Genomic DNA, 25,347 nt, shown 5'->3' on the forward strand with positions numbered 1-25,347 from the left:
ATCCCGGCAGTTTGAGATCGATCAAACTCCGATTGACTGCTGCGACTTGCGACAATCTTCGCTAACATTAGTTCTCACTCTCAGTTTTCTCTCCCACGCTCTGCTCTATCTCTCTTACTAAAATCGCCCGAATGACCGCTGTGCCCCTTCCTCGTCCCTCTTCTCAACCGCCTGAGCGCAACAACTCAGGCTCCCCTGACATGACACCAGTGTTTGCCCTGAAGGAACTGGTGGCACGTCTGAATCGGGAGCAGCATAAAATTCAGGATTTACTGAGTTCGCTCGGTTTCGCACTCCGTAGCTTCAGCAATCTCAATCAATTTCTGGAACTGATTCCGCTGATGGCAAGTCGGGTTACAGATGCCGACGGTGGAGCGCTCATTTTGTTCCGCCCCAATGGGCAGGTGAAATTAGAGCGCCTGCACTGTCAGGATGCCATGTGGGGTCAGGAATTACGCAAAGGATTAGAGATTGCAACGCGGCAGATGACGGCTTCGCTAACCGGATTACCCACGAATGAGGCAGTTTCTCGATCGTCGCAAATGGTGGCAATGCTCGATCACCAGATCGCCCGCAACTTAGGTGGGAATATTCAAATTTTTGGGACCGGGATTCTGGTAAGAAACAATGAGCGCGGTCGGCTCTATGTGTTTAGTCGAGAGCAAGATTACGCTTGGACAGAAACGCGGCAAAAATTAGTCCGACTCGTGGCGGATCAAACCGCAGTGGCGATCGAGAATGATGAACTCACGGTCGAACTAAAGAAAAAAGAACGCCTCGATCGCGAACTCGAAATCGGAGCCGATATTCAGCTTCGCTTGCTGCCGCGTCAATGCCCGGCGATCGATGGCATTGAACTCGCAGCGCTGTGTAAAACTGCAAATCGCGTCGGGGGAGATTATTACGACTTTATTCCGGCGGATTATGGGCAGACGCGCCCAGCGAACCTGAGTAATTCGGGCGGAAAATGGAGTGTGACGATCGGCGATGTGATGGGGAAAGGGGTTCCCGCCGGGCTGATTATGACGATGACACGCGGGATGCTACGAGCTGAGGTGCTAAACGGTCACTCTCCCGCACGGATTTTGCAGCACCTAAATCAGGTGATGTATGCCGATTTGGAAAACTCAAATCGATTTGTGACGCTGTTTTACTCGGAGTACGATCCGAAGACTCGCTTATTGTCGTACAGCAATGCCGCGCATAATCCGCCGCTTCTGTGGCAAGCGGCAACGAGTACGATTAAGCGCCTCGATACACATGGAATGCTGATCGGCTTAGATGCTGAAACCCAGTACCAGGATGCACAAATGCAACTAGAGCTGGGAGATACGATTATTTATTACACCGATGGCTTTACCGATGCGGCAAATCAGTACGGGCAGCGATTCGAGGAAGACAATCTGGTGAGCGCGTTTCGTTGGGCGTGTCAGCATTATGACGATCCGCAGCAGATTTTGAAGTATTTGTTTGATTGTGTGCAGCAGTTTATCGGCATGGGCAATCCGAATTCGGATGATATGACGCTAGTGGTGATGCGGGTGAAGGCTGTGGAAGAGGGACGATCGTAACAGTCAAATCTAACGAAAAGCCCACGGCTAGAAACCGTGGGCTTTCAATTTATTGACCGGAATTTTATTGACCGGAATTGTTGGATTCTGAACTATTTGAATTGGGGCTGGCTTCAGGAGACGGAGAAGGTTCTGCGGATCGGGGTTGTTCGATCGCCGGAGACTCCTTCTGTGAACTGCTGCTCGGTGCCGCAGGCGCGGTTTGAGGAGCCGGGGCAACGGGCTTCGGAGCCTCAATTTTTATGTTTGGAGCGGGAATGACAGTCGGTGAACTTTGCTGCGGTTGCGGTACAGGCACAATGCGATCGCGCTCGATGACTCGTTCTTTCACTGCGGGAGAGGGGGACGGGGAAGGTGCCGCAGAGGGAACGACGATTGTGCGTTGAACAGGAGTCTGATTGCGCTGAGTTGCAAAATACGCCAGTGCAGCACCGCCTAAGACTAATCCTGTGAGCAAAATACCAATTAAGAAACCAGTTGCACTGTTATTTTCGTCTCTGGTTTGCTGAGTGGCTTCGTAGCGTTGCCGTTCGACCGTTTGACCATGTATATAACCACTACCATAGCTTTGTGGATTTGGTTGAACGCCGGGAGTTTCGTTAGGATTTGAGCCAGTATAATTTGCGCGATCGTGTTGATCACCAGGATTTGTATTCGCCATTTTGAATTTTCCTTTAAGTAATTTTGTCGATCGCTAGAGCGATCAGGCTTGTGATAAAAATTTCGGGAGATGCCCTGATGTGACTAAATTAACCGAAGCACATCGTGATATCACTCTGCCCAGAGAAGGGAACGGCAGTATCAAAAGCGTCTATCCACTGATAGAGCTATTTCAGCGCTTCTTCGAGTTTGTTTTGTTCCCAGAGCGATCGATACAGTCCGGCTTGGTTAATCAGTTCAAGGTGAGTGCCGATCTGCACAATGCGCCCTTGCTCCATCACGAAGATGCGATCTGCCATTGCTGCGGCGGAAAGTTGGTGCGAAATGAATACCACCGTTTTGCGAACGGTTCCTTCAGAGAGGTTTCTTAAAATCCGCGTCGCAGTCTGATTGTCCACGCTCGATAAGGCATCGTCCAAAATCAGAATCGGGCTATCGACTAAAAGCGCCCGCGCCAAAGCTGTTCGCTGGCGTTGTCCGCCGGATAAGGTAATGCCACGCTCTCCAACGATCGTGTCATACTGCTGCGGAAAGTTCAGCACCTCGCTGTGAATTTGAGCAATTTTCGAGGCAAGTTCGACCTCAGACTGATCCGCCATTGGCTTACCGTATCGAATGTTATTGCGGATCGTGGTGCTGAATAGGAAGCTTTCTTGGGGCACGTAAGCGATCGCGCCACGTAAGTCTTCTAATCGCAGTTGAGTAATATCGTATCCGTCTACAAATAGCTGATTTGGTGAGATGTCTAACAGTCGCGGTAATGCGTTCGCTAAGGTTGATTTACCGGAACCGATCGCACCAACGATCGCAACCGTTTCACCTGGAGAAATGACAAAATTAATCTGATCCAAATTAGGACGAGACACGCCGGGATAGCGAAAGGTTAAATCCTGAGCGCTTAGCTTTCCTTTTACTTGCGCTAACGGTAAGGGAATCGCATCTGAAGCATCTTTAATCGTGGGTTCAACCGAGAGAATGGCTTCGATACGATCGATACTCACTTCTCCGCGCTGATATGCCGTAATCGTAAATCCAAGGAGTGCAGTCGGAAACGCCAATCGCTCGACGAAAATCAACAGCGCAATAAAATCTCCAACCGTGATTTCGCCCCGCGAGATTAACCCACCCCCAAACCACAGCAAAATTAATGCACTGCCATACGAGATCGCTTGCAAAATTGGGAATAACGTAGTCCGGGTCAGTGCCAGTTTGAGATTGGCATTCAACAGCGATCGATTGTATTCCCGGAATGCGCGGCGCTCGTTTTCTTCCTGACCGTAAATTTTAATCAGAGCGATGCCGCTCATGTCTTCCTGCACCAGTTCGCTCAGCGTCGAGAGTTCTTCCTGGACGGTTAACTGTTGCGATCGCAGCCTGTTACTAAACAAACTGACCAAGAGCAACATAAACGGATACACCGAAAGCGCTAATAAACTCAACTTAGCGTTGATTGTAACCATCGCAGGCAGCGTTAACGCATACGCGAATAGTGTATTTGCCAAACTGAGAACCGCAAAACCTAAAAGACGACGAATATTATCGACATCACTGGTAGCACGGTTAATTAAATCACCAACGGTATTCGCTGCAAAGTATGCGGGTTCTAACTTCAGGAGATGATTAAAAATCTTTTGCTTCAGGTCAAACTCAACCTGACGACCGACACCGAATAGCAGAATTCGGGATGCCATTCGCACTGCCCACATCACCGATGCCAGCACCAGGATCAGCACAGCGTAAAACAAGATCTGGTTCACGCTGAAGGCAACACCGAGTTTATCGACAGCATCGCGAATCTGGAGCGGAATATAAATCCCGATCGCATTCACCACCAACAGCGCCAAAACTCCTAAAGTTGCATCCCGCCAGTGTGGGCGAAGATATGACCCTAGTTTTTGCAGCGGGGAACGCGATCGCGCCATGATTCTACCTACCATCGAAACTTTCTCATGGTAGCGCGAATAAAAAAGCAAATTCCACGAGAAAAAAGGAGAAGCTTTCGCCTCTCCCCCTAGCTTTCAGCCTTTAGAGCGTTTAGAGCGTCGTCCGAACCGGACGAATCCAACCCCGTAAGAAATAGTAGATAGAAGTCAGATACTCGTTAATCACTTTAGAACTGAGCGATAGCGCATCAATACTGGGTAACAGATCGGCAATCTGCAAATTGCGCTCGACCACATCCCGCCCTTGCGCCCGACCTCGGAATGCTTCTCGCGGCGGCAGCGTAAAGAAATTCGTCGGACGGGGAATCACCGTGAGCGGCACGTTATTGCTATTGAACTCGCGATTAAACGTCAAGGCTGCTCGATTCATCTCGATCGCAGAACTAATCAACACCAACTGATTGCCGAAATTGATACCTCTACGCCGCAGTTGCTCACGCACATTCACAGCGCTATTTTGAACCGTTGGGCTGTTGGGGTCGGCAATAATATCTTCTGCCGGAACCCCCAATCCTTGCAGAAATCGCCGCGCATCTGCGGCTTCTGAAACATCATCGTTGGTTTCTCCAGCTTTACGCACCCGCTCCGGTCGGCTCCCGGCGCTGACGATGACGATCGGATCAGTTCCGCGTCCTCGCTCTTCTCGATAGACCTGATTTGTATAAGTCAGAATATCGCCGCGCTCGGTCAGTTGCACGGGCTGATCGGCGAGGACTGGAAATGCGCCCGCAGGAATCTGGGCAGGCGGCGGAAACAAGCCCGGAGTAGGAAGAGCCGGAGCTGCTGGAACAGGTTGCGATCGCGGTCGAACTTGCAGTTGAGTCGTATCCTGCGCTAGGGCAACGATGACGCGCCGCGCTCCCGGTGGTAGGGCGGCAGTGGCAGCAGGGCGGGCAATGTCGATCGCTTCAGCTTCGGCGCGTTGTGCCAGAAAATACGACACGGCTGGAATACTCAGAATTAACAAGGCTGGAATCGCAATTCGCAGCAAGACTAATCCGGTTCTCGATAATTTTCCACCCCGCAGCAGTTCTGAAAATGCGACTAGGAGCAAAATTAGGATAATTCCGAGGGGACTAAACGGAATCGCAATAATCCGAAAAATATCGCCAACTAGCCCTTCTTGGGGCGACCCCCGATAAAACGTGAATGCTGCTACGCCCACCAGCAGCAGCAGCACCAGTCCACCGAGAAAGGGTCTGGGTAGCACCCGTAAGAGAACATACCAGGCAAATAGACCCACCACGACCCAGAGTAATACCTGAGTCAATAAAACAAATACATCAGTGACTAATAGAATCATCTATTCAATCCCTTATATCGCGCTACTCCTCCTCACCCCTAAATGCGATCGTTAAACGATTAAATTTAGGGACACACTTTATCGCTTCAAGATTACCCGTAAGTAGTAAATTTCATACGTAGAGTGGTTGATCTGTTGAATGATTCGATCGTCACCCATCGAACTCTCTAATCTTAGACTTGGGCTGGAAAATGAACTGTTTCAAGACTAGGATTGTACCTAAAATTGCTAGATTGTAGGAGGTTTTCGGGCTGAGCGATAGATTTCTTCTCGAATTTGCTGACAAGGGAACCTCTGTGTTCTGAAAATGAATCTAAACGGCTCTGAAACGATCGCAGCATTGTTTCAATCGGGTTGCAAGCGCCGAAGGGTGTATGGGAGGAATCTTCAAATGGAGCTAATTTTGGCAGGAATTGTATTTACGGTGATTTTGTTTTTGGTGACTCGCGATATCTTCAGATAGGGCGATGGAGTGAAGAACCGGATGAAGTTTGCGTCTTTCTAGCTGAATCTGAAAGCGCAGTTTGAAATAAAAATAATTCTAAAACTGGGCGAGGGTTTATTATGTCATCTCAAAAGCCGATCGTATTAGTCACAGGTGGAGCCGGATATATCGGTTCTCATGCGGTTCTTGCTCTGCAAAATGCAGGGTATGAAGTGGTTGTTTTCGATAATTTGGTTTACGGGCATCGCGATATTGTCGAATCGGTTCTGAAGGTGGAACTGATCGAGGGGGATACGAACGATCGTGAGCTGCTGGATCAGGTGTTTGCCTCGCGTCCGTTTAGTGCGGTGATGCACTTTGCGGCGTATGCCTATGTGGGTGAGTCGGTGACGCAACCGGGTAAGTATTATCACAATAATGTGGTGGGGACGCTGACGCTACTCGAAGCAATGGTGGCGGCGGGAATTAAGCGTTTTGTCTTTTCTTCGACTTGTGCGACTTATGGAGTGCCACAGGTGGTGCCAATTCCCGAAGATCATCCCCAAGATCCGATTAATCCCTATGGCGCAACGAAGCTGATGGTGGAGCGGATGTTGGCGGATTTTGATCCGGCGTATGACTTTAAATCGGTGGCGTTTCGGTACTTCAATGCGGCGGGGGCTGATCCAGAAGGTCGCTTAGGCGAAGATCACCAACCGGAGACGCATTTGATCCCGCTGATTCTGATGACGGCTTTAGGACAGCGCGATTCGATTTCGATCTACGGAACAGATTATCCGACTCCGGACGGGACTTGCATTCGGGATTATATCCATGTGACGGATTTGGCTGAGGCGCACGTTTTGGGCTTGGATTATTTGCTCAAGGGCGGCGATTCTCAACTGTTTAATTTGGGCAATGGGAATGGGTTCTCGGTGCGGGAAGTGATCGAAGCAGCGCGGAAAGTGACGGGGAAACCGATTCCGGCGATCGAGTGCGATCGTCGTCCGGGTGATCCGCCTGCATTAGTCGGGAGTGCAGAAAAGGCGCGATCGATGTTGGGATGGAATCCTCAATATGCAGATATCGAAACGATCCTGACCCACGCTTGGGCATGGCATCAAAAACGACACGGGTAAGATTACCGAAACTTAGATTCCGCACGATCGCTCTCGATGAGCAGATCTGCGGATTTTTTGTGCGATCGCGATCAAAACTGTGCCACCTACGGATTCTCTCAGTACACTACTAGTGTTCATCAGCACAAGGCTCTACTCAACCTCATTGACACTGGGGATGACAGCTACGGCGAATGTACTGAACGACAACACTAAGGAAAGACAATGAGATATGCAATTCTAGGCGCAGTCGCGATCGTCCGCCCTGCAAGCCCAACGATGAACTGAAATTGCTCATCGGATCACTAAAAGAGTTCATCGGATCGCTAAAACTGCTCAGTGATGAACTGAAATTGCTCATCGGATCACTAAAATTGCTCGTTGATGAACTGAAATTGCTCATCGGATCACTAAAATTGCTCGTTGATGAACTGAAATTGCTCATCGGATCACTAAAATTGCTCGTTGATGAACTGAAATTGCTCATCGGATCACTAAAATTGCTCGTTGATGAACTGAAATTGCTCATCGGATCACTAAAACAGTTCATCGGATCACTAAAACAGTTCATTGATGAACTGAAATCGCTCATTCAACGAAAAAAGATCCTCCGATCACGTTTGCCGCGGCGATCGACCCATTCGATCCGGGGAACGATAGATTTATCGTTTAGCGATGCAAAAACTTGCATCTACCCGAATGACCCTAGTAAAAACCGACAGCAGCACCAACAGCAAAGAACCGAGTACCCCTTCGATTTCCCTTCAGTTGATTGAATCTAGCGCTTCTGCCATCCCAGAAGGTTTAAGTCAAAACGATCGCGATGTCATTCTCAACGTGATTGCCGAGATCCGCAAGATGATGCCCTATTTGCGGGACATTAGCGCCGAAGAGCGCAAAGCGATGCTGGGGATGGCAGATGCTAATCGCGTCTTTGCCGGAAAAGTCTTAGAAGTAATTCAGCAAAATGCAGATTTTCTGCCACGATCGTTTGATGTCGCAAAATTCGATCGCGACTTAAGCACCTACGATCGCCTCAATACCGTCTTGATGGCATTGACGCAACTGCGCGATCTCGTCGATGCCACGACAATTGCGATCGGCTCAGAAGCCTATGAAGATGCCCTCACCGCTTATCGTCATGCCAAAGCCAGCGGTCAAGGAGCCAGCCTAGAAGCGATGGTCGCAGACATGGGGCAGCGCTTCCGCAGAACCAAAAAGAAAGCCACTAAACCCAGCGAAACCGCCTAGAAATGACACCAGGGATCGAGCTTCGATCCCGATCGACTGTTCCCCTGCAAATCGCGAAAACACCCTCAGAATCTTACCCCCGTTTTCATCATCGATTCCTCACTTTCCCGGAGATGCACAAAACAGCGAAGTAGAAAGACCCCAGTACAATACAGATACGAAATTTGTGTGAGAAGAGGAACCAACGTGGAAACCGCAGCATTAACAACGATCGTCCAAGAACTTGCAGAAACCACGATCGCTGCCACGGAAACGATCGAGCAACTATCGGGACGTATCGACACGATCGCCACACAAGCCGATCAGCAAGGTGAACAAATCTTTGCATTAACCAACGCGCTGCAAACCTTAACCGACAACCAATCCACGCTAGTTTCCCACATTGCCCACCTCACCGAAACCCTAGAGCGAATCGCCACGTCGTTAGAGTCAAGAAGCATGTCGTAAGTGAGTAGAAGCCCCTAAGAAACGTTTTATACTAAAAACCTCAGTCAATGGGTCAAGCTGAGCGAATTTAGATCACAGCCTTACCCGATCGGGTAAGTGATTTTAGGGTCAACTCTGCGGCACACTCTATATCAGGGTAATGAGGACGGCAACCATGACACGAGCAGAACAAATCGCATCCGACTTGCGATCGCGGCTACAAACCGAACTTCCACGCAGCAACGAAACCACCCGCGAGAGCATTATCCGATGGTTGCTCGGTGAGGATCTCGATCGCTTCGATAGCTACACGCCAGAGCGCCTTGATATCGAAATTCAGGCAATGGATTACCGCTATCGCATTCTGGTGCAGCGCTACTACGAAGCGCCCCCCCAGCGCGCTTATAAGAACTTAATCCAGCGTCTAGGAAGCATCTTTGTCATCAGAAATAAAATTAGTACCTGGATTGCCTTATCCCGCGATCGTCAAACCACCGTGATCGATGTTCTGCAAGAAGTGATTCAGGACTTATTGCAGAACGATAAATATATGCAGGAGCAGGTCAGTTGGATTGCTCAATGCACCAACGATCCCCGGATTCGCAACGCGATCGTTCTCACCGCCACCGAGGAATATTGTCTCCGTCCGATTCGCAATCAGCCGCTACTCGTCTATCGCTTTGTCAATTACCAGAAGCGCACCCAGCGCGGCGGCATGACCCAAGTTCCAGCCGCCGACTTTATCCGCCTAGTCTCCGAAGAGATTGCACCGGATGATTCCGAAGGTTCAGTCAGCTTGCTCGATGGGCAGGCGGTGGCTCAGTTTCAGGAAGAGCAGAGCCTCCAGCAGCAGCAAGAACTCCGAAGCGAGATCGTGCAGCAGTTTGAGACCTATCTCACCGAAAAAATCGGAGCGGAAGCGGCGCAGTGGCTCCGACTGTATTTGCAGGGTAAAACGCAAGAAGCGATCGCGCAGCGTCTCGATATGCCAATTAAGCAAGTGTATCGATTGCGCGAGAAGGTGAATTACCATGCGGTGCGAGTGTTTGCCCAGAAGAGTCAGCCGGAACTGGTCACAGAGTGGCTGGGGCATTGAGTCGATCGAGGGGTTCGCTGCGGTTGCTTCGGCTAAATGCCTCTTAAATCCCCCGCTCGTGGAGGACTTTGAAGAAAGGAAACTTGCTTGCAATTCAATGACAAACCCCTGAGTCAACAAACGAGTTGTTTCCCAGGGCCTTAGGAACAAGGTATGCCTTTCGATTAAGGTATTTTCTCTTCCTCAAAGTCCCCCACTCGTGGGGGATTTAGGGGGCAGCTATCCGCCCCAATCGCAGCGCGCTAAATATCCACAGGTTGCTTCCCAGCCACCACAGGCGCGATAGCGCTCAGCTTCAACTCCGGATGATCCCCTTGAAGCTGCTGACAATTCCACTCGTTGCGGAAAAGCAAGACCGGACGCTCCCAGCTATCTTTTACAGCGAGCGTGTTAAAAATCCGCCCCACTTTTTGCAGGGCTTCCCAACCGCCATCCACCCAGCGCGCCACCGTATACGGCAGATACTCAACGGTCGTTTCCACCCCGTATTCGTTTTGCAGCCTGAATTGCACCACTTCCATCTGCAACTGTCCAACCGCTGCCAAAATCGGATCGCGTTTCGCTTCATCCGCCGAATACATGATTTGAACCGCACCTTCTTCGCGCAGTTCAGAAACACCCTTACGAAACTGCTTGAACTTCGACGGATTCGGATTTCGCAAGAACGCAAAGAGTTCCGGCGAGAAACAAGGAATCCCCTCGTACTCTAGCTTCTGCCCCATATAAATCGTGTCCCCGATCGCGAACACCCCCGGATTATTCAACCCGATCACATCCCCCGGATACGCTTCTTCGATCACTTCCCGATCTTGAGCAAACAACTTCTGAGGACGCGATAACCGCACCGTTTTCCCGGTTCGCGCATGGCTCACCACCATATCTTTCTCAAACTTGCCAGAACAGACCCGTACAAAAGCGACACGATCGCGGTGTTTTGGATCCATATTCGCCTGAAGCTTAAACACAAAGCCAGAGAACTCCGGATACGTCGGTTCGATCTCACCTTTGGTACTGTGATGCGTTCCCGGCTTCAGCGCATAATCCAAGAACGAATTCAAGAACAACTCCACCCCGAAATTCGTCATCGCACTCCCGAAAAAGATCGGAGTCATTTGACCGTTGTGAATTGCATCGAGATCGAATTCTGAACCGATCCCTTCAATCAGTTCCAATTCGTCCTTGAACTGATAATAAAGATCCTTCTCCAAAAGCGCTTCGATATTCGGATCACCTAAATCAACCACCGTATTCACTGCTTCTCGCTTTCCGTGCAGACTGCGCTCAAACAGGTGAATCTGCCGAGTGCGACGATCAAATACGCCCTTAAACTGATCGCCCATGCCGATCGGATAATTCACCGCATAAGTCTGCATCCCTAACTCTTGCTCAATCTCATCCATCAGTTCGATCGGAGAGCGTCCAGGACGATCGAGCTTATTCACAAAGGTAAAAATCGGCAGCGATCGCATCCGGCAGACTTCAAACAACTTGCGGGTCTGAGGCTCCAAGCCTTTCGCCGCATCGATCAGCATCACCGCATTATCTGCTGCCGCTAGAGTGCGATACGTATCTTCACTAAAATCTTGGTGTCCGGGCGTATCGAGCAAATTAATCTGACACGCCTGATACTCAAATTGCAGCACCGTTGAAGTGATCGAAATTCCCCGCTGTTGTTCCATCGCCATCCAGTCGGAGGTCGCGTGGCGTTGAGCACGACGCGCCTTTACTGCGCCCGCTTCGTGAATCGCTCCTCCGTACAGCAGCAGCTTTTCGGTCAGAGTCGTCTTTCCGGCATCTGGGTGAGAGATAATCGCGAAATTTCGTCGCCGCTCTACGGCTTTTTGCAATTCGGATTCAAGTTCGATCGCCATGCTGTTGTCTCTAAGTTAATGCGGGAAATGTTAGTGCGGGAAATGTTAGCGCGGGAAATCCCAATACATCACAATACTTTAAAGATAGCGACAAATTCAGCGCGATTGTAGCTAGATTCAGAAGCGATAAGTTGAATCTGAACTCATGCAAACCACCGATCGCCAAAAACTCCTCTCTGCACTCTGTCACGGCTCAATTTTCTTCAGCGCCACGATCGTATCCATTGGCATCCCGATCGTCATTCTGCTCATCACCGACGACTGGGTAATTAAAGACAACGCCCGCGAAGCACTAAACTTTCATATCAATTTGTTCGCTTATGGCATTCTGGCAAGTCTTTTCTTCGCCACTGTCATTGGCATCCCGATCGCGCTCATTCTCGGAGGCGGACTGCTGATCTGTAGCTGGCTACTGCCGATTCTCGCGATCGTCAAGGTGCTTGATAATCCAGGTCAACCGTACCGCTACCCATTTATCCTCCGATTACTGTAACTTCACCTACTATTTGTAATCGCTTCGTGAAATCTTCATCGAACAAACTAAAAACTAGACAGTTTTGCGAATAAAATATTTCCCAAGGGTACGTGAATCTACCAGCCTGCTTTGGTTAATTGTTAAACTTCGCAAAAAGTTAGGTCGTGGAGATTCCGAGCGATCGTGCTTCAGTGCGGTTTCTCTTGGTCAGTTATGAGTAAACGAGTGAATGACGGGATTGGGCAACGGTGTTGCCTTATTTTTATTGAGAATATGTCCGAACGGAAAAACCTGAGCGGTAGGAGAAGCAACCATGTGTACTAATTCTTTGCCGGATCTGGTCGATTCGTCGGCATCCCTGCTGGGTTTAAGTTCTACTGCTGAAAAAAAACCGTTGCAGACCTCGATCGCGCCACAAAATCAAGGACTTCGATCCGCGCTCCAACCCGGCAGTGCTTCTACAGTTACAACTCTACTTTCTCGCAACGCCGCAACGGGCGCAGCGCAAATCTGGTCGGTGAATGGCTCTACCCCCGTCACTCGTCAAGACTTGCCCACCGAAACCGATGACAACTGGCAAGTTTCAGGCATTGCTGATTTTAACCGCGACGGACAGCAAGACTTACTGTGGTTTAACTCCCAAACCGGAGCCGTCAGAATCTGGCAACAGAATAATGGGGCGGTTCAATCGATCGCGCTTGGCACCGCCGGAGGCGGAGGTTGGTACATCGGAGGCTTAGCCGATTTCAACAGCGACGGCTCTACGGATATCATTTGGCACAATCGACGCGACGGACAAGCAGCCCTTTGGTTTCTCAACAACACAAGGCTTGCATCTGGAGCGTTTATCGGCTCCAGTGGGGCAGGCGACTGGCGGGTTCAAGGCATCGCCGATCAGAATGCCGATCGCGCTCCCGATCTAGTTTGGTTCAATCCCAGCACAGGAGAAACCGCGACCTGGTTACTCAATCAGGGAAAACTGGCTCAGGGACTATTCTTGAATCCGGCTCCCAGCAAAGATTGGAAGCTGTCAGGCTTGGGAGACTTCAACGGAAACGGCAGTTCCGACTTGTTTTGGCGCAACGATCGCACCGGTGAAACACAGTTTTGGTTATACAACGGCACACAGCGCACGGGAATTAGAACCGGAAACTCAATCAGTTCCGATTGGCAGGCTTTAGCCGCAACCGATCTTAACCGCGACAGCACGATCGATTTACTCTGGCGCAATTCCTCGACCGGAGAACTACTTGCCTGGTTTGTGCAAAACGGCAGTGTCAGCAATTCTGCGACCGTCCTGACCGAATCCGAATTAAACTGGCAGCCGATCGCCGCGCTCGAACGCTCGACCTCCCCACTCATCACGCCCACGCAAACGGTTTCGCCCCCCAAAGCCCCCATCAGCAACAGCAGTCTAGCCACCGCTGAAAACCAAGCGCCAACCTTCTCTCGCCGCGATCGCGTCGATGCAAATAACCTCAATGATTTCTATCGCTTTACGATCGGGCAGTCTGGCATTTTCACGGCTGGGCTGACTGGACTTACAGGCGACGCAGACGTGCGTTTGATTCAAGACGCAAATGGCAATGGCGCGATCGACAACGGCGAAATTCTGGCATGGCAATGGGAACGCGGCTTAAAAGACGAATCAATTCGCAGATTCATCGCCCCCGGCGCTTACTTTGTACAGGTGCTGAGCTACAACAATCAAGCCGCTGATTTTACCGTTTCTACAAACTTCACCGCCGCTGCTAGTGATGATCAGCAGTTTCGCATTCAGCTCAATTTTGCCGACTCTCTGAACGGACTCACTTCCGCAGCGCGAGATGCGATCAATCAAGCCGCGAAGTTTTGGGAAAGCGCAATTCTCAGCCGCAGCGCCATCACTCAGTCGAATATCCTGCCGATCGCGCTCATCGGACAGAACCTAATGGCTCAAGACGGCACAGCAGATGCCGGAACACTAGCGCTATCTGGGCCTTCGCTGACACTCGATGCCGCAAATAATCTTGTGATCACTCGTGGCAGCAGCACCTTAAACACACGCAGACTCGCCGAATTTAACGCCAATCCGCTCTATCTGCGTGACATCATGATTCATGAATTCGCGCATGTTCTCGGCCTCGGCACGATTTGGCAACCGTTACGCTTCTCGTTTACGGATGGCTCAACCGAAACCGCTGGAAAAGACTGGATCGATCGCGCCACCGCTACCTATCGTGCAGACAGCTACGCAGGACGGGCTTACGGCGACCTGATTGGCAGCTTTACGCCGACCGCAATTCCGATCGAGCCGCAAATCTTCTACCACTGGGATGAGACGCGATTTGATACCGAACTGATGACCCCATTCGCTGAAGTCGCTGGTACATTAATGCCATTAAGCAGTTTGACGCTCGGATCGCTGCGGGATTTGGGCTGGAACGTGAATTTTGGCGCAGTCCAACCCTATTCACCACCCGTAAACGCCGCAATCACCGCTTCTACCCCTGGAACTCAATCTACTTCTCAAAAACCCTCTGCTCGACTTGCCGCTTATAAATGTGGTTGCGGTCGTTGTCTTGCCGCAGCCCGGACAGAATTGATTGCACCGAAATTAACCGACCAGATTGCGGCTTAAAACAAAACTGCCCTGCACTCGAATGAGCAGCAGGGCAAGGGACAGTTAAACGCTAGGTTTATTATGGCTAGGCAAAACCCGGATCAGGCAGGGAATCTGGGACGGTTATTAGAGTGTCCATTCTGCACGGGGAATTGCTTCAAGAGAACGCACACTAGAAATCGCCAGTGTGGGCTGGAGTCCTGAAGATTCATCATTTTATTGACGTGACGATCGCGCTTTTAGCAGCGCTGATGTCTTTATTTAGACCATTCTTGATATCTGAGATCGCAGCTTTCGGGCTGCTTTTTTTTGGCAAATTGTACTGACCTGGAACTTTACCAGTACACTAGACGCGAATCGAGTTTTCGGGCGCTATGCAATTTCTTTCCCCGCTGTACGCCGTTTTTCTGCTGTGTGTGATCGGAGTGTTTTGGTCGGCACGATCGACGTGGCTACGATCGTGGCTGCTGTTTCTCACCAGTTTGGTCTTTTATGCGTCGCTGCAAGCGCAGTATATTCCGCTGTTGCTGGTGGCGACAGGGGTTAACTACTGGTTAGGGCGGGCGATGTCTGTGCCGCTTGATTGGAGAATCGAAGATTGGCAGTTTGCTCAGGCAGATTGGAGTCGGCGGCGACTGCGGGTATTGTGTGGCGGCATCTTTCTCAACGTACTGTTGCTGCTTGGATTTAAGTATGTGCCGTTTATTTTTTCGACGATCGGTACGACGTTTAACCTTCCAAACCTCCAGCAGAACGCAAATTGGGCAGATGTGCATTTGATCGCGCCGCTGGGAATTAGCTTTTTTTGTTTTGAGTGTATTGCTTACCTGGTGGATGTTTATCGCGGTGCGCCTGCGGCAAAAGGATTTCTCGATTTTGCAGCGTACAAACTATTCTTTGCGAAATTAATCTCAGGCCCGATTACGCGCTACCACCCATTCGCAGCTCAGTTCAGCGCGATCGCAGCGCCAAAAATGCCCCAAATCACCGAAGGACTCTGGCTCATTGCCTGCGGTGCGATTAAAAAGGGGTTGGTTGCCGATCGCCTGAATGGGTTAGTCAACCTCAGTTTTGACAACATCCAAAGAGCCGGGAGTACAGATTTGTGGATCGCGATCGTCGCCTATGGCTTTCAGCTTTACCTCGATTTCAGCGGGTATGTCGATGTAGCGCGGGGGAGTGCGTTGCTGTTGGGGATTGAGCTACCGGAGAACTTCAATTTTCCTTACCTAACCACAAGTTTGGCTGACTTTTGGCGGCGTTGGCACATGACGCTGGGCGATTGGCTGCGAAACTATCTTTATTTCCCGCTGGGTGGATCGCGTCAGGGATTGATGCGGACTTGTCTGAATTTGATTCTGATCATGCTGATTGCGGGAATCTGGCACGGAGCAGCCTGGGGATTCATCGCTTGGGGTGGAATTCACGGCTTAGGGCTCGCGATTCATCGGATTAATCACACGATCGCTAAACAGTTCACCTGGATCGAGGTGTTCTGGTCAAGTTTGCCTGGTGTACTGGTGGGATGGGCACTGACACAAGGATTGGTGTTTGTGTCCTGGGTGTTCTTCCGCCTGCCGAATGTCGATTCAGCTTGGCAAGTGTTGCAGCGCTTATGGGGCTACACTGCCGACGTGCAGTATGCCCAGAAGGTTTACGGGGAAGCAGTCGGACTGTATCCACTGCAAATTGCCATTCTGTTTGCGGCGATCGCGCTGGTAATGCTGCTGACTTATACCTTGCAGCGGGGATTAAAGCTAAATCTGACTTGGCATCTGAAATTGCTGCTAATTCCGATCTACTTCTACATCGTTTGGCAGCTTGCCCCAGAGGCAGGAAGCCGATACATTTACTTCGACTTTTAGGCGGATAATGCTGTTTTTTGCTGCATGATTTAGACAGTGGAGTACCTAGACATTTCTATTTTCTATGAAGAACCAACGCTCTGAAGACACAGTGAGCGATCGCGCTGCTGAGGACGTAACGGAAATTCGGCATTGGGGAACGGTGACGCTTTTAGAAGATGCGAAGCGCTATCGGATCAACCGAATTGAGATCAAGCCGGGAGCGCACATCAGCACTCAAATGCACTATCACCGCAGCGAACATTGGATCGTGGTTTCTGGAACGGCAAAAGTAATCTGCAACGGCGAAGAGAAAATGGTGATGCAGAAGCAATCCACCTACGTACCGATGGGAACGCCGCATCGAGTGGAAAATCCAGGTGTGATTCCGCTCGTGATGATCGAAGTGCAGAACGGTGAATATCTGGGTGAGGATGACATTGTTCGATTTGAAAAAGACTCGAACGTTTGATGCGCCTAAGCAATTGAGTTGCTCGGTTGATTCGTCGAATATGCTTGTAGAGCGGGTGGCACTGAAGCGGCACCTAGTTTTTTCGATCGCCAATCCGACAAAATAAAATAATGTCTTTGGAATGGCTAAATTAGAATGACTATCTTCATATCGTCGCTCCTTACACAACGGTCTACTACCTATGGTTTCTACTTTTCTGAGTTCACCTTCGGTTGATCTCTCTCAGATTCGACTTGAGATCCGATCGCTCCAAGCCCAACTGGTCACTTGGCGCAGACAATTACACCAGCGTCCAGAACTCGGTTTTCGAGAAGAGTTAACCGCCGAGTTTATCACCGAAAAACTCAAGCAGTGGGGGATTCCCCACCAAACCGGAATTGCAAGAACGGGAATTGTCGCAACGATCGCGGGAAATCGCCCCGGTCGCGTGTTAGCGATTCGCGCCGACATGGATGCGCTACCGATTCAGGAGCAGAATGAGGTTTCGTATAAATCACAGCATGACGGCGTGATGCACGCTTGCGGACATGATGGGCATGTGACGATCGCGCTTGGAACTGCTTATTACTTGTCCCAGCATCGCGATTTTCCGGGTACCGTTAAGTTCATTTTTCAGCCTGCGGAAGAAGGGCCAGGTGGGGCAAAACCGATGATCGAGGCAGGCGTTCTCAAAAATCCAACGGTTGATTCGATTATTGGATTGCATTTGTGGAATAATTTACCGCTCGGAACGGTTGGCGTTCGGACAGGCGCATTAATGGCAGCCGTTGAGACGTTTGAGGTGATTATTCTGGGTAAAGGTGGACACGGCGCAATTCCGCAGCAAACGATCGATTCGATCGTCGTCGGGGCGCAAGTGGTAAATGCGCTGCAAACGATCGTGGCGCGAAATATTGATCCGATCGAGTCTGCGGTTGTCACGGTGGGTGCCTTTCACGCCGGAAATGCTTGTAATGTGATTGCCGCCTCAGCCCACCTTAAAGGAACTGTGCGCTATTTCAATCCGAACTATGCAGGCTACTTTAAGCAGCGGATTGAGCAGATTGTAGCGGGTATTTGTCAGGCGCATGGAGCGACTTACGAATTGAATTATCAGCCGCTGTATCCGCCCGTGATCAATGATGGTGCAGTTGCGGACAGGGTGCGATCGGTGGCTGAAACTGTAGTCGAGTCGCCGATCGGCGTTGTGCCAAACTGTCAGACGATGGGCGGCGAGGATATGTCATTCTTTTTGCAGGAAGTTCCAGGCTGTTATTTTTTCCTAGGTTCTGCCAATTCAAAAATTGGACTAGATTATCCACATCATCACCCGCGATTTGATTTTGATGAGACGGTCTTGGGAATGGGTGTTGAAATCTTTGTCAGGTATGTAGAGCAGGGTTGAAACTTGAAGATTTCGCGAGAGGGGCAGGGAGCCCCTTTTTTATTGTATTCCTTTTATTGAGAATAAGGCTCAATAATATTAATCTTCGTAATAAAAGAAAAGCGAGGATTCAAGCGCTTTTTTGTACGGTTAACCCGCTCAAATTATACGGATTCTCTAATGCAACCTAAACTCAGAATGACTATGATTTGAATATTGAAGCTGAGACGACACACCAGCTAGACAAGTTTCCTCACAACTCATTCTGGAGAACTTTCACATGGCTTTTGAATTGCAACCGCTCCCTTATGCTTACGACGCTCTAGAGCCTTACATTGATGCCACTACGATGCAGATTCACCACGACAAGCACCATGCTGCTTACGTGAATAACTTGAACGCTGCGATCGAGAAATACAGCGATCTGCAAAGCAAGTCGGTTGACGAACTCGTGACTGATCTAAACCAAGTTCCTGAAGATGTGCGGACTGCGGTTCGCAACAATGCCGGGGGGCACGTCAATCACACGATGTTCTGGGAAATTATGGGGTCGAATGGTCGAGGTGAGCCGACAGGTGCGATCGCCGAGGCAATTAATAATACGTTTGGTAGCTTTGATGCCTTCAAGCAGCAGTTTAATGATGCGGGCGTGAAGCGATTTGGTAGCGGTTGGGTTTGGTTAGTTCGATCGGCTCAAGGCGATCTCAAAATTATTTCCACACCGAACCAAGATAGCCCACTGACTGAGGGACATACCCCGATTCTGGGTAATGATGTCTGGGAACACGCTTACTATCTGAAATATCAGAACCGTCGTCCCGAATACCTCAACGCTTGGTGGAATGTATTGAACTGGGAAGAGATCAACCGCCGATTTGATGCAGCCTTTAGCGGTCGATAAGCTGCCTGTGATTAGGATTACTGCCTTGTATGATCCTAATCACTCAAGGTATGATTGACCGCAGACATACTGTAGAAGACTCAACTTTAGCCGAGTCATCAACAGGGAACACACGACTGACCGACAGGTTTCTCAGGAAGCTGTCGGTTTTTATTGTACAGTGACCCATTTTTGGTCAGGCGAGATCGCTGACCTGCGACACATCCATCGTCCACGCAACAATAGACTGCGATGACGAACTCCTCGATAGAATAACGTCTCACCTGCTTTTGTCGTTTGGTTTCGATCGAAAGCTTAAGAATGGGGCTTTCCTATGCTGATCTGAAAGTTGCACATCGCCTAAAGTTGCCTTCTATCGCATTGCGTTTGCGATCGCCTCCTTTAAGGTCGAAACCACATCACCGATCGCAACCTCTTGTACTGCTTTGGTCGATCGTGCCACCAGTTCAACTTTGCCATCTTTCAAAGATTTACCTGTCACAATCCGGTAAGGAATTCCAATTAACTCCGCATCTTTGAATTTGACTCCTGCTCTTTCATTGCGATCGTCGAGCAAGGTTTCAACGCCTGCTTGATTTAACTCGGTATACAGCTTTTCTGCTGCGCTGACTTGATCCGCGTCGTTCACATTCGGAATCACCACGATCGCATGATAAGGCGCGATCGCAACGGGTAAAATAATTCCATCCTTGTCGTAAGACTGCTCAATCGCAGCCTGAGCCAATCGCGAGACACCAATTCCATAGCAACCCATGACCAGGGGCATTTCTTCGCCCTGCTCATTTGTATAGGTTGCATTCATCGCTTTAGAATACTTGGTTCCAAGCTGAAAGATGTGCCCGATCTCGATTCCGCGTGCAGTTTTTAGCGTTTGGGTTGGATCGTGAGCGGCACGATCGCCGACTTTCGCTTTTCGCACATCCACGACCCGATCCGGTTTCTGAAATTCTTTGCCCCAGTTGGCACCGACTACGTGATAGTCAGAGTCATCTGACCCTGTAACAAAGTTCTCTAAATCGACGGCAGTTTGATCAATGAATCGAACAAACTTCGGTGCAATATCTTTGCTCGGTTGAATATAGCTATCAGAAATCTTAGGAGAAATATAGCCAAGCGGTAGCGATTTTGCGGCCCACTTTTGCTGAGTTTCCGCATCAGGAACCGTGAGCGAAATGATCGTTTTTCCACCGAAACGATCGGCGATCTTTGTCAGTTCATTCTGCAATTTCACATCATTCACATCTTGATCACCTCGGATGTGAACTAATACTAATGCCGTCATGCCGCTATCGAATACAGCTTGATAGAGAACATTTTTAACCACATTAGTCGGAGAACACTTCAAGAATTGGCAAAGCTTCTCGATCGTTGCCGTTCCCGGTGTTTCTAATTTCTCGTAGTTTGTAAACGGTGAAGCTTCCGCATCGGGGGGAAGGGCGATCGCTTTCTCTACGTTTGCCGCGTATTTGCCATCATCAGTGTAGAGAACTTCGTCTTCTCCTGCTTCTGCTAACACCATAAATTCTTGCGAACCAGAGCCACCGATCGCGCCTGAGTCTGCATCGACCGCACGAAATTCTAAGCCTGTTCTGCGAAGAATATTGCAGTAGGCATCGTGCATTTTTTGATAGGTTTTCTTCAGCCCTTCTTCATCAGCATCAAACGAATACGCATCTTTCATGATGAATTCTCGCCCCCGCATTAAACCGAATCGAGGACGAATTTCATCGCGGAATTTCGTTTGAATCTGATAAAGATTTTGCGGCAGTTGACGATAAGAGCGAATCATATCGCGAGCGATCGTCGTAATTACTTCCTCATGCGTGGGGCCTAAACCCAGTTCGCGTTCCTGACGATCAACCAGCGCAAACATAATTCCTTCCGCTTTCGTATAAGTATCCCAGCGCCCCGACTCTTTCCACAATTCCGAAGGCTGCAACTGCGGCAATAAGGTTTCTTGTGCGCCTGCTGCATTCATTTCCTCGCGCACAATGTGAGAAATTTTTTGCAGCACCCGCCACATTAGCGGCATATACGCATAAATCCCGCTACCAATCCGCCGAATATAACCCGCTCGCACCAAAAGCTTATGGCTGGGAATTTCTGCCTCTGCTGGATCTTCCCGCAAAGTGACCAGTAGCATCTGAGATAGCCGCATCAATCGTGCCCTTCGTTTCAAAAAACCACACTCTATTCTAAAGGGCATTGGCGAATTAGACTGAAGCACGATCGAGCGCTTGATCGCGTTTTTTCACCGTCCGCCGTTGCTGAGTCGGATTCATGCGCCGTTCTAAATAGCTAAAGCCCTGAGACGAAAGTAGCGTTAATGCAAGATAGATCAGCGCAACGATCGCATACAGTTCAAACGGTCGATAGTTCTCAGCCACAATCAATTGCCCGCGTCGGAATAGTTCTTCAAATCCGATGACTGCGACCAAACTGGTATCTTTCAGCAAAGTAATGAACTCATTCCCCAACGGCGGCAGCATCCGGCGAAACGCTTGCGGAAAGATAATATGTCGCAAAGTTTGGGTCGCATCTAAACCGAGCGATTCCGCCGCTTCGGTTTGTCCAACGTCGATCGACGCAATTCCCGCCCGCACAATCTCAGCAATGTAAGCCGCACTGTTCAGACTCAAAGCGACCACCGCAGCAACAAAGCGATCGAACGTAAATTCCAGTCCGAGATCTTTGACCACCGCAGGAATACCAAAATAAATCATGAAAATCTGAACAATCAGCGGTGTTCCCCGGAAAAAATCAATGTAAGCCCTTGCTAACCATCGCAGCACACTAACTTTAGACAATCGAACAATTCCAATCAGCGATCCTGCCACTAAGCCGATCACCACTGAAATCGCAGCCAATTGAATCGTGACAATCGCTCCCGTAAGTAAGGCTGGCAGCGCATTTTGCATCACGGTGAGCCAGTTCGATCGCGCTTGTTGTTCCCCAGTCGCAATCGTCTCAGGCAACGCTGGCGGTTCAGCATTAAACCATTTTCGATAAATCTCAGCATAGGCTCCATTGTTCAGAATCGTTCCCAGCCCTTGATTGATCCGGGCTAAATTCGGCGAATCTTTTGGAGTTGGAATACCGTAATACTCAGAAGTTAAAAGCTGATTGCTAACTCGCAGATTCTTTAAGCTCCCAGTTTTAAGTGCATATTGCAAAATCGGGGCATCGTGAACCACTGCAACCACATTGCCATTGCTCAGTTCTTGCAGTGCCGACACAGCTTCATTAAATGTCCGAATCTGAGCATTCGGAACCTTCTGGGCGGCGAGAGCACCTGTCGTTCCGATTTGAACCGCGATCGATTTACCTTGCAGGTCTTCAAGCGTATTAATATTCGGCGTATTGGTGCGAGTGGCAATCCCTAAACCTGCCTTGAAATAAGGACGAGAAAAAGAAACAACCTGCGATCGTGCAGGCGTAATCGTGATCGCTCCGACTGCTGCATCGACAGTTCCCGCTTGCAAAGCTGGAATAATGCCATCAAACGAGATGCTTTGAAAGTTCACCCCAAATCCGGCAGCTTTCCCCACCGCCCGAATGATATCAATATCAAATCCCTGTAGTTCTCCCGACTGGCTGCGAAATTCAAACGGCGCGTAAACAGGCTCAACGGCAACCGTTAACGTCGATTGACTCAGTGTGCGAACTGGATGCAAAACCACAAGCAATGTACAAATCAAAGCCAGCCAAATCGATCGCGCTCTCAGCATAAACATTACTTTGAATGATCTTTTATTAATCAATCAGTTTGAATCGATCTAACTCTGTCTAAAGAGATATGTATCGATCGCAAAACGCGGATACTCTACGTCTTATGACACACGCGATTCAGTTCGACCAGGTTGAAAAGAGCTTCGGTGCGCTGCAAGTGCTAAAAGGTATTAGTGGCTATGTTGCTGCGGGCGAAGTGCTATCCATTATCGGGTCGTCGGGCTGCGGAAAAAGCACCTTACTACGCTGTTTAAATCGATTAGAAGTCATTGATCGGGGACGAATTGTGATCAATGAGCTAGAAATCTCGCGATCGAACCTCTCAAACCATGAATTAAAACAAGTTCGATCGCGCATCGGCATGGTATTTCAGCAATTCAACCTCTTTCCACACCTCAGCGTTTTAGAAAATCTCACTCTAGCGCCACAGCAAGTCCTGAAACTATCGCGTCGAGACAGCATCGATCGGGCGCGATATTATCTCCAAGAAGTCGGACTCAGCGACAAAATCGATGTTTACCCCGAACAGCTTTCCGGTGGACAACGGCAGCGCGTTGCGATCGCCCGTAGCCTTTGTATGGAACCTCAAGCCATGCTGTTTGATGAACCGACCAGCGCCCTTGACCCCGAATTAGTCGGCGAAGTTCTATCCGTTATGCACCGACTTGCAGAACGCGGAATGACGATGGTCGTGGTCACGCATGAAATTCAGTTTGCGCGAGAGGTGGCAAGTCGAGTGATGTTCCTCGACCAAGGTCGCGTGATGGAAGAAGGATCAGCGCGAGAAGTCTTGACTAATCCGCAAAGCGATCGTTTAACCGCTTTCTTAAGCCGAATGCGCCAGGCTCAAATCGCATGAAGACGGATATCCCTACACGAATTAGATGATCTTCTGAGAGTTTAGTTTTATGTTAGGGAGTGGTCGCGCAATTTTCTGAGGAAATCATTATGCTAGAGCTATATCAATTTGAAATGTCGCATTTTGCAGAAAAGGTGCGATTGATTCTTGACTATAAAGGCTTGCCTTATCGCAAAATAGAAGTGACACCGGGAATCGGACAAATTGAACTCTTTCAACTGTCAGGACAGCGCAAAGTTCCCGTACTCAAAGACGGCAGCGAGATTATTCCAGATTCCACAGCGATCGCGGAATATCTCGATCGAAAATATCCCGAAAAGCCAACTATCCCAACCGATCCGAAGCAAAAAGGACAAGTCTTACTGATAGAACAATGGGCAGACGAATCACTGGCGATCAATGCGCGTAAAGGTTTGATCGGTTCACTTTCACAAAATCAAAGCTTCCGCACCGCTGTTCTACCCGCTTCAACACCAGATTTATTGAAGAACTTAGTCGGCGCAATTCCAGGTGAATTTCTCGGTGTACTCGGATCGGGTGTTGGCATGGGGCCTGATGCTGTGAAAGAAGCAACAGACGCACTAAAACGCAGCTTCACCGCCCTTTCCCTCATCCTAATGGAGCAACCTTATTTAGTCGGAGACAGTCCAACTTTGGCAGACTTTGCAGTTGCTGGATTATCAATGTACGCCAAATTTCCGATCGGGGGCTATCTAGATATTCCAGCATCGCTTAAGGGTAAAGGTGTTGCGGGCATTGCCGACGTTAGCATTTTCGATCCATTCTTCAACTGGCGCGACAAGCTCTACACTGATTTCCGCAAAGTTTCTGTCAGTAGCTATACATCCCCAGGTGGCTCAGCTCCAACCTCAATTAATATCGAGTAGAGCGATTGCTCGTCAGGCTTCTTAGGTTGCCTAGATCGATTTTGCCTGACTGTGCAGGGAGAAAACACGGGTTCATCACCGCAGTCTACTGTTAATTTAGACTAAAATTCGGTACTTTCTGTGAGGGGATTCCCTCTTCGGATGATCGACAATGGGCTTAAATCTGAGGAACGCGATCGGAGACGCTAAGCAACTAGGGGGCAACTAAGCTTGTTTAGTCTATCCGGCTAAAAGCGTCCTTACAGGTAGACTGCCTGACTCTGGGGGCTTTTAAGAGTCAGGCAATTTTTTCCATTTCTTCAACAAGCCCTATCGCCGATCTAAAATCCTTCACGAATTGTACAGGTGTTTCGTTTGACTTTGAACGCTCCAAAGCTTTGGTCAAACAATCATACTTCGTGTGAGCCAGAGGCAACAGTATTTGCGGGTGATTTGCGGGTGAACTCAGCAGGTGAAAGGTTTCGAGCAGACTGGAAAAATCTTCGTCTGTCGTCGCTGCATTTAAACCATATCCGATCGCCGCTTTTGCAACCAGATTTTGAATTAGTCACT

Annotated in this window: 19 protein-coding genes; 13 read left to right on the forward strand and 6 right to left on the reverse strand. The window is 49.5% G+C overall.

Annotation, left to right across the window (positions count from 1 at the left end; translation table 11 throughout):
• Positions 1-131 precede the first annotated feature (131 nt).
• Positions 132-1,571, forward strand: coding sequence for a PP2C family protein-serine/threonine phosphatase (locus H6F51_16070; protein MBD1823999.1), 1,440 nt, complete (start codon positions 132-134; stop codon positions 1,569-1,571).
• Positions 1,572-1,635: 64 nt separating this feature from the next.
• Here the strand turns inward: H6F51_16070 and H6F51_16075 are convergent, their stop codons facing one another.
• The 3 genes from H6F51_16075 to H6F51_16085 form a co-directional block, all read right to left on the reverse strand.
• The gene (locus H6F51_16075; GenBank protein MBD1824000.1) at positions 1,636-2,232 is read right to left on the reverse strand and encodes a hypothetical protein; all 597 of its coding nucleotides are present in this window, start codon (positions 2,230-2,232) and stop codon (positions 1,636-1,638) included.
• A 166-nt stretch (positions 2,233-2,398) separates the two neighbouring features.
• Positions 2,399-4,153, reverse strand: coding sequence for an ABC transporter ATP-binding protein (locus H6F51_16080; GenBank protein MBD1824001.1), 1,755 nt, complete (start codon positions 4,151-4,153; stop codon positions 2,399-2,401).
• Positions 4,154-4,265: 112 nt separating this feature from the next.
• Positions 4,266-5,477 carry a YdcF family protein gene (locus tag H6F51_16085; protein MBD1824002.1) on the reverse strand — a complete coding sequence of 404 codons (1,212 nt, stop codon included), beginning with the start codon at positions 5,475-5,477 and terminating at the stop codon, positions 4,266-4,268.
• 564 nt (positions 5,478-6,041) lie between these two features.
• Between H6F51_16085 and galE the strand changes: the two genes are divergently transcribed.
• From galE to H6F51_16105, 4 genes are all read left to right on the forward strand, one after another.
• Positions 6,042-7,040 carry a UDP-glucose 4-epimerase GalE gene (gene galE, locus H6F51_16090; GenBank protein MBD1824003.1) on the forward strand — a complete coding sequence of 333 codons (999 nt, stop codon included), beginning with the start codon at positions 6,042-6,044 and terminating at the stop codon, positions 7,038-7,040.
• Between the two features lie 771 nt (positions 7,041-7,811).
• Positions 7,812-8,270 (forward strand): hypothetical protein, encoded by a 459-nt coding sequence (locus tag H6F51_16095; GenBank protein MBD1824004.1) that lies wholly within the window; start codon positions 7,812-7,814, stop codon positions 8,268-8,270.
• A gap of 168 nt (positions 8,271-8,438) precedes the next feature.
• Positions 8,439-8,717 (forward strand): hypothetical protein, encoded by a 279-nt coding sequence (locus H6F51_16100; protein ID MBD1824005.1) that lies wholly within the window; start codon positions 8,439-8,441, stop codon positions 8,715-8,717.
• Between the two features lie 154 nt (positions 8,718-8,871).
• Complete coding sequence (locus H6F51_16105) at positions 8,872-9,792, forward strand: HetZ-related protein 2 (GenBank protein ID MBD1824006.1); 921 nt, start codon at positions 8,872-8,874, stop codon at positions 9,790-9,792.
• A gap of 242 nt (positions 9,793-10,034) precedes the next feature.
• Here the strand turns inward: H6F51_16105 and prfC are convergent, their stop codons facing one another.
• The gene (gene prfC / locus H6F51_16110) at positions 10,035-11,663 is read right to left on the reverse strand and encodes a peptide chain release factor 3 (GenBank protein MBD1824007.1); all 1,629 of its coding nucleotides are present in this window, start codon (positions 11,661-11,663) and stop codon (positions 10,035-10,037) included.
• Positions 11,664-11,808: 145 nt separating this feature from the next.
• On the opposite strand from prfC, the gene H6F51_16115 reads away from it, so the two are divergent.
• The 6 genes from H6F51_16115 to H6F51_16140 all read left to right on the forward strand — a co-directional run bounded on the left by H6F51_16115 (position 11,809) and on the right by H6F51_16140 (position 19,320).
• Positions 11,809-12,156, forward strand: coding sequence for a DUF4870 domain-containing protein (locus H6F51_16115; GenBank protein ID MBD1824008.1), 348 nt, complete (start codon positions 11,809-11,811; stop codon positions 12,154-12,156).
• Positions 12,157-12,451: 295 nt separating this feature from the next.
• Positions 12,452-14,758, forward strand: coding sequence for a VCBS repeat-containing protein (locus H6F51_16120; protein ID MBD1824009.1), 2,307 nt, complete (start codon positions 12,452-12,454; stop codon positions 14,756-14,758).
• A gap of 356 nt (positions 14,759-15,114) precedes the next feature.
• Entirely contained in the window at positions 15,115-16,605 is a 1,491-nt protein-coding gene (locus H6F51_16125; GenBank protein MBD1824010.1) for an MBOAT family protein, read from the forward strand.
• A 64-nt stretch (positions 16,606-16,669) separates the two neighbouring features.
• Positions 16,670-17,056: a phosphomannose isomerase type II C-terminal cupin domain gene (locus tag H6F51_16130; protein ID MBD1824011.1), complete on the forward strand. Its 387-nt coding sequence runs from the start codon at positions 16,670-16,672 to the stop codon at positions 17,054-17,056.
• Positions 17,057-17,237: 181 nt separating this feature from the next.
• A complete protein-coding gene (locus H6F51_16135) occupies positions 17,238-18,440 on the forward strand; it encodes an amidohydrolase (protein ID MBD1824012.1) in 1,203 nt (400 codons plus the stop codon).
• A 259-nt stretch (positions 18,441-18,699) separates the two neighbouring features.
• Positions 18,700-19,320: a superoxide dismutase gene (locus tag H6F51_16140; protein MBD1824013.1), complete on the forward strand. Its 621-nt coding sequence runs from the start codon at positions 18,700-18,702 to the stop codon at positions 19,318-19,320.
• A gap of 352 nt (positions 19,321-19,672) precedes the next feature.
• On the opposite strand, the gene H6F51_16145 is transcribed toward H6F51_16140, so the two are convergent.
• Positions 19,673-21,478 carry a proline--tRNA ligase gene (locus tag H6F51_16145; GenBank protein MBD1824014.1) on the reverse strand — a complete coding sequence of 602 codons (1,806 nt, stop codon included), beginning with the start codon at positions 21,476-21,478 and terminating at the stop codon, positions 19,673-19,675.
• A gap of 55 nt (positions 21,479-21,533) precedes the next feature.
• Positions 21,534-23,054: an ABC transporter permease subunit gene (locus H6F51_16150; protein MBD1824015.1), complete on the reverse strand. Its 1,521-nt coding sequence runs from the start codon at positions 23,052-23,054 to the stop codon at positions 21,534-21,536.
• 98 nt (positions 23,055-23,152) lie between these two features.
• On the opposite strand from H6F51_16150, the gene H6F51_16155 reads away from it, so the two are divergent.
• Positions 23,153-23,908, forward strand: a complete 756-nt coding sequence (locus H6F51_16155) for an amino acid ABC transporter ATP-binding protein (GenBank protein ID MBD1824016.1) — start codon at positions 23,153-23,155, stop codon at positions 23,906-23,908.
• Between the two features lie 89 nt (positions 23,909-23,997).
• A complete protein-coding gene (locus tag H6F51_16160) occupies positions 23,998-24,795 on the forward strand; it encodes a glutathione S-transferase family protein (protein ID MBD1824017.1) in 798 nt (265 codons plus the stop codon).
• Positions 24,796-25,347: the final 552 nt, after the last annotated feature.

It is taken from the genome of Cyanobacteria bacterium FACHB-DQ100, from assembly GCA_014695195.1.
GTDB lineage: Bacteria > Cyanobacteriota > Cyanobacteriia > Leptolyngbyales > Leptolyngbyaceae > Leptolyngbya.

What these genes read in the sequence shown, in the direction of transcription:
- H6F51_16070 (MBD1823999.1), top strand. Translation starts at nt 132, where the DNA reads ATGACCGCTGTGCCCCTTCCTCGTCCCTCTTCTCAACCGCCTGAGCGC.
- H6F51_16075 (MBD1824000.1), bottom strand. Translation starts at nt 2,232, where the DNA reads ATGGCGAATACAAATCCTGGTGATCAACACGATCGCGCAAATTATACT.
- H6F51_16080 (MBD1824001.1), bottom strand. Translation starts at nt 4,153, where the DNA reads ATGGCGCGATCGCGTTCCCCGCTGCAAAAACTAGGGTCATATCTTCGC.
- H6F51_16085 (MBD1824002.1), bottom strand. Translation starts at nt 5,477, where the DNA reads ATGATTCTATTAGTCACTGATGTATTTGTTTTATTGACTCAGGTATTA.
- galE (MBD1824003.1), top strand. Translation starts at nt 6,042, where the DNA reads ATGTCATCTCAAAAGCCGATCGTATTAGTCACAGGTGGAGCCGGATAT.
- H6F51_16105 (MBD1824006.1), top strand. Translation starts at nt 8,872, where the DNA reads ATGACACGAGCAGAACAAATCGCATCCGACTTGCGATCGCGGCTACAA.
- prfC (MBD1824007.1), bottom strand. Translation starts at nt 11,663, where the DNA reads ATGGCGATCGAACTTGAATCCGAATTGCAAAAAGCCGTAGAGCGGCGA.
- H6F51_16115 (MBD1824008.1), top strand. Translation starts at nt 11,809, where the DNA reads ATGCAAACCACCGATCGCCAAAAACTCCTCTCTGCACTCTGTCACGGC.
- H6F51_16120 (MBD1824009.1), top strand. Translation starts at nt 12,452, where the DNA reads ATGTGTACTAATTCTTTGCCGGATCTGGTCGATTCGTCGGCATCCCTG.
- H6F51_16125 (MBD1824010.1), top strand. Translation starts at nt 15,115, where the DNA reads ATGCAATTTCTTTCCCCGCTGTACGCCGTTTTTCTGCTGTGTGTGATC.
- H6F51_16130 (MBD1824011.1), top strand. Translation starts at nt 16,670, where the DNA reads ATGAAGAACCAACGCTCTGAAGACACAGTGAGCGATCGCGCTGCTGAG.
- H6F51_16135 (MBD1824012.1), top strand. Translation starts at nt 17,238, where the DNA reads ATGGTTTCTACTTTTCTGAGTTCACCTTCGGTTGATCTCTCTCAGATT.
- H6F51_16140 (MBD1824013.1), top strand. Translation starts at nt 18,700, where the DNA reads ATGGCTTTTGAATTGCAACCGCTCCCTTATGCTTACGACGCTCTAGAG.
- H6F51_16145 (MBD1824014.1), bottom strand. Translation starts at nt 21,478, where the DNA reads ATGCGGCTATCTCAGATGCTACTGGTCACTTTGCGGGAAGATCCAGCA.
- H6F51_16150 (MBD1824015.1), bottom strand. Translation starts at nt 23,054, where the DNA reads ATGTTTATGCTGAGAGCGCGATCGATTTGGCTGGCTTTGATTTGTACA.
- H6F51_16155 (MBD1824016.1), top strand. Translation starts at nt 23,153, where the DNA reads ATGACACACGCGATTCAGTTCGACCAGGTTGAAAAGAGCTTCGGTGCG.
- H6F51_16160 (MBD1824017.1), top strand. Translation starts at nt 23,998, where the DNA reads ATGCTAGAGCTATATCAATTTGAAATGTCGCATTTTGCAGAAAAGGTG.